Source organism: Dolichospermum sp. LEGE 00246 (assembly GCF_015207865.1).
Classification (GTDB): Bacteria; Cyanobacteriota; Cyanobacteriia; order Cyanobacteriales; family Nostocaceae; genus Dolichospermum; species Dolichospermum heterosporum.
This window is the reverse complement of sequence record NZ_JADEWA010000454.1, coordinates 1-4,385: the sequence shown is the minus strand read 5'-3', so window position 1 is coordinate 4,385 and position 4,385 is coordinate 1. Positions and strand designations below refer to the sequence as shown.

The following is a 4,385-nucleotide window of genomic DNA, read 5'->3' as shown; positions in this document are numbered from 1 at the left end:
GCAGGGGGCAGGGGGCAGTTAAGAGGGAATAGGGAAAGAAATTCTTACCAATTACCAATTACCAATTACCCATTACCAATTACCCATTACCCATTACCCATTACCAAATTCTGACTCAATAGTTCTACAGCCGCCTGATATTGAGTATCTGCCTTTGTGCCGATTTGCTCCCGGTTAAGTGATGGTTGGGGAATAATTTGATCAGGCTTAATTCCCAACTTATTAATATCTCGATGGTTAGGAGTTTCATATTTAGCAATTGTCACCGCCAAACCAGAACCGTCGGACAATTCAAACAAAGATTGAATTAAACCCTTACCAAAAGTTGTTTCCCCAATTAATTGGGCGCGATGATTATCTTGTAATGCACCCGCGAGAATTTCACTGGCACTGGCAGTTCCTTTATTAACGAGAATTACTAAAGGATCTGTGGTTAAAGCCGGTCCAAAGGCTTCATAGGTTCCCTGAATGCCTTGACGGTTGGCAGTGTAAACGATTGTGCCAGAGTCTAACCATAAACGAGCAGTTTCAATTCCCGCTTGTAAGAGTCCACCGGGATTATTTCTTAAATCAAGAATATAGGCAGACGCGCCTTTTTTTTCTAAAATAGAAATAGCTTGTGCCAACTCAGTAACAGCATTGGCACTAAATTGACTCAGTGATAGATAGCCAATCTTGGTTCCTTGGGGGGATAATCGTAAATCAGAAACAACAGGATTCAGCGAAATGCGATCGCGCACCAAGATAACCTCCTGATCCTGTTCTCCTTCCCTGCCAATTAAAAGCGTAACTACGCTGCCTCTTAATCCACGCATCTGCGCCGCCGCCTCATCAAGGGTCAAATTCTCTGTAGATAAACCCTCAATCTTCAAAATGCGATCGCGTGGTTTTAAACCCGCCCTATCCGCTGGAGAATTATTAATGGGTGTAATCACCTCCAAAACACCAGTTTGGGGATTGAGAGTAATTTGTAATCCTACACCAGTTAACTCTCCAGAAGTGCTAACTTGCAAACTGCGATATTTCTCAGGATCAAGAAACCGGGTAAAAGGATCATCCAAACTCTTTAGCATCGCCTGAATAGTAGTATAGGCTGCTTCATGATTAGCAAAATGTCCTTTTAACGCATTTTGTCGCACATCAAGCCAGCTTTGATGGTTAAAAGTCCCATCCAAATAAGAGCGATTAACAATTCGCCATACTTCATAAACTAACTTCTGTTCTGGAGTCAAAGCCGAAGCCGGCGGAACATATCCTGCAAACACCAAACCAAAAAGCAATAGCAGTAAGCATCCTAGCCGCCAAACCCGTTTGTGAATGAACCCTAATTTCAGTGCCATCTCAGACTTAAATTCCCTAAAAATTTCTGTAATGCTCAGTTGCTGATGAAATCTATCTCTCGACTATGTTACTTTTTTTATAGAAGAAGTGCATTCTTCTCATAAAGTTGCTAGTCCAAATTTATGAGCTGCCCATTCTTCCTGATCAACGATAAAATCATCTTTGGAGTCAACATAGTTAGCGTTGGCTCGTAAAGACAAGAAGACAGGAAGATTTATCAAAAATAGGGTGAGTTACACCCAAATCTACGCTCGTGGACAAGTAGAACCCCATTCTCTTGGATGAAGCGAGAAGTGAACCCTCTAACTGAGGTTAGTTGAATAGTCATGGCTGACTAAGCTTCGCATAACAAAACTTATCAACCGCAATCTATTTTTAGGACTTTAAGATTGTATGGCTAACGTCTATGACTGGTTTGAGGAACGCTTGGATCTCCAAGAAATTGCTGATGATATCACCACCAAATACGTTCCTCCCCACGTTAACATCTTCTACTGTTTAGGTGGAATTACCCTAGTATGCTTCCTGATCCAGTTCGCCACTGGATTTGCGATGACATTCTACTACAAACCCACCGTTGCCGAAGCTTTCTCCTCCGTAGAGTACATCATGAATGAAGTCAACTTCGGTTGGTTAATTCGCTCCATTCACCGCTGGTCAGCCAGCATGATGGTATTGATGATGATTCTCCACACATTCAGAGTTTACCTAACAGGTGGCTTCAAAAAGCCCCGCGAATTGACCTGGATCAGTGGTGTTATCCTTGCTGTTATCACTGTTTCTTTCGGTGTAACAGGCTACTCCCTCCCTTGGGATCAAATTGGTTACTGGGCTGTAAAAATTGTTAGTGGTGTACCAGAAGCCATTCCCGTAGTCGGTGTTCTCATCTCCGATTTACTCCGTGGTGGTTCTAGTGTTGGTCAAGCCACACTTACCCGCTACTACAGCGCCCACACCTTCGTTCTCCCTTGGTTAATTGCCGTCTTCATGTTGTTTCACTTCCTGATGATTCGCAAACAAGGTATTTCTGGACCTTTGTAATCAAAGTTATTAGCAAATAGGCAAAACTTGTGTTTCCAGATCATCGTAGTTTGTTTTAAACTAAAGAGAAAATAACTTGTAAGTTGTAGACATAAACTACTATCGGAAACTTGAGCTAGTTGTATTGTTGACAGCTTCCACCAATACTTTAACTTCACTTCAGCCGGAGAGCGCATTTAAAAATGTCAACCCAAAAAAAACCGGATCTAAGCGATCCCAAATTAAGAGCTAAACTTGCCCAAGGCATGGGTCACAACTACTATGGTGAACCCGCTTGGCCTAACGATTTACTCTATATATTCCCAGTCGTAATTATGGGTTCTTTCGCCTGTATTGTGGCTCTAGCAGTTCTAGATCCCGCTTTAATAGGTGAACCAGCCAATCCTTTCGCTACTCCTTTGGAAATTTTGCCAGAGTGGTACTTATATCCTGTATTCCAAATTCTCCGCTCACTACCTAGTAAACTATTAGGTGTGTTAGCAATGGCTGCTGTACCCTTGGGATTAACTCTCGTTCCCTTTTTGGAAAACGTGAATAAGTTCCAAAACCCCTTCCGTCGTCCCGTAGCAACAACAGTATTTCTTTTTGGTACTCTTGTTACCATCTGGTTAGGTATTGGTGCTGCAATGCCATTAGACAAATCCTTAACTTTAGGATTATTCTAAGGTAGTTACAGTTAACACTAAATCTAGTAGCGTCTGTGATTTTCATGAGTATATACAGGATAATATCTGACAAACAAATAGCCGTAATTATTTGATGGTCTAATTGTTACTGGTATTTTGAAACAGATATACTTTTGAAGATCAACAGACGCTAACTGAACTAGAATTGCGGGAAGATTATTTCACAAAAAACAGAACTACTGTTCAATTACTTTCTATTCAAGTCACGGTCAATGCTTAGCATAGTGCAGCAAGACCATCGGACGGTAAGGAGCGATCTTAAGCTCTTAAATCCAGTACAACAATGGTTTGAAGAATTCTGTCAGCAATATTTACCTAAATATGGCTGGTCAGATAGCCAAATTTATCGTCTTAACCTAGCTTTAGCAGAAGGTTTTACTAACGCAGTTCGTCATGCTCATCATGCTTTACCACCGGAAACAACTATAGAAATTCAAGTCAGTTTATGGACTGATAGGCTAGAGGTGAGAATTTGGGATTACGGAAAACCATTTAATCCCGATGTAATCACTGAGCCAGAACCGGGGACTCTACAAGTGGGTGGATATGGATGGTTTTTACTCCGCCGCTTGGCGGATAAAGTTGTATATGAACGTGATTCAGATAGTAGAAATTGCCTGTTGATTGTTAAATATTGTTTGGAAGAACGGCAAAATTAAAAATTGGTAAGCTAATCGGCATTTAAAAATCAAAAGTCAAAATGATTACAACTTGTAATTATTTTGTGATGTTTGTTATGATTCAGACAAGACTAAAAAAACCTTGTTCCCCACAAAGAAATAATATTTAAAGAAGAATTAATATTTTATTAGCCAAAAGAAATAGACATGACCTTTAAAAACTTGCAATTTAATTTTGAGAAAATCCGCCCCTGGCTAACCCTGTTAGCGATCGCCTGGTTATTAGCATCATTGGGATTGGGCTGGTTAGTTAATTCCTTGGTAATTATTTTGGGTTTATTGTTTCTTTTACCTGTAATCGCATTCTTTGGGTTTCGCTGGTGGTTACAAAAGAATTTAGTTACTAACCAGTGTCCTGTATGTGGATATGAATTAACAGGGGTAAATAACAGTCAAGTACAATGTGCTAACTGTGGTGAACAACTATTAGTTAAAAACTCTCAATTTCAACGCTTCACACCAGAAGGAACAATTGATGTGAAAGCCGTTGAAGTGCAATCCCAATCACTGGAAGATTAGGAAGTGGTTAGTTGTTAGTTGTTAGTTGTCGGTTGGAATCTAGTAGTTCGTCAAAGTTATTTTGACGGGTAATAATAGGAAAAACTTCTGTTTTCCCTCCCCTACTCCTGTCTCTTAA

At 40.4% G+C, this 4,385-nt stretch carries 5 protein-coding genes; 4 read left to right on the top strand and 1 reads right to left on the bottom strand.

Annotation, left to right across the window (positions count from 1 at the left end):
• Positions 1–86 precede the first annotated feature (86 nt).
• Positions 87–1,340 carry a carboxyl-terminal processing protease CtpA gene (gene ctpA / locus IQ228_RS21990; RefSeq protein ID WP_027404374.1) on the bottom strand — a complete coding sequence of 418 codons (1,254 nt, stop codon included), beginning with the start codon at positions 1,338–1,340 and terminating at the stop codon, positions 87–89.
• A 394-nt stretch (positions 1,341–1,734) separates the two neighbouring features.
• Here ctpA and petB point away from each other — a divergent pair, with 394 nt between their 5' ends.
• From petB to IQ228_RS21970, 4 genes are all read left to right on the top strand, one after another.
• A complete protein-coding gene (petB, locus tag IQ228_RS21985; protein WP_027404375.1) occupies positions 1,735–2,382 on the top strand; it encodes a cytochrome b6 in 648 nt (215 codons plus the stop codon).
• A 182-nt stretch (positions 2,383–2,564) separates the two neighbouring features.
• Complete coding sequence (petD, locus tag IQ228_RS21980; protein ID WP_027404376.1) at positions 2,565–3,047, top strand: cytochrome b6-f complex subunit IV; 483 nt, start codon at positions 2,565–2,567, stop codon at positions 3,045–3,047.
• A gap of 233 nt (positions 3,048–3,280) precedes the next feature.
• Positions 3,281–3,727, top strand: coding sequence for an anti-sigma regulatory factor (locus IQ228_RS21975; protein WP_027404377.1), 447 nt, complete (start codon positions 3,281–3,283; stop codon positions 3,725–3,727).
• 168 nt (positions 3,728–3,895) lie between these two features.
• Positions 3,896–4,267 (top strand): hypothetical protein, encoded by a 372-nt coding sequence (locus tag IQ228_RS21970; RefSeq protein WP_027404378.1) that lies wholly within the window; start codon positions 3,896–3,898, stop codon positions 4,265–4,267.
• The last annotated feature ends 118 nt before the right edge of the window (positions 4,268–4,385 follow it).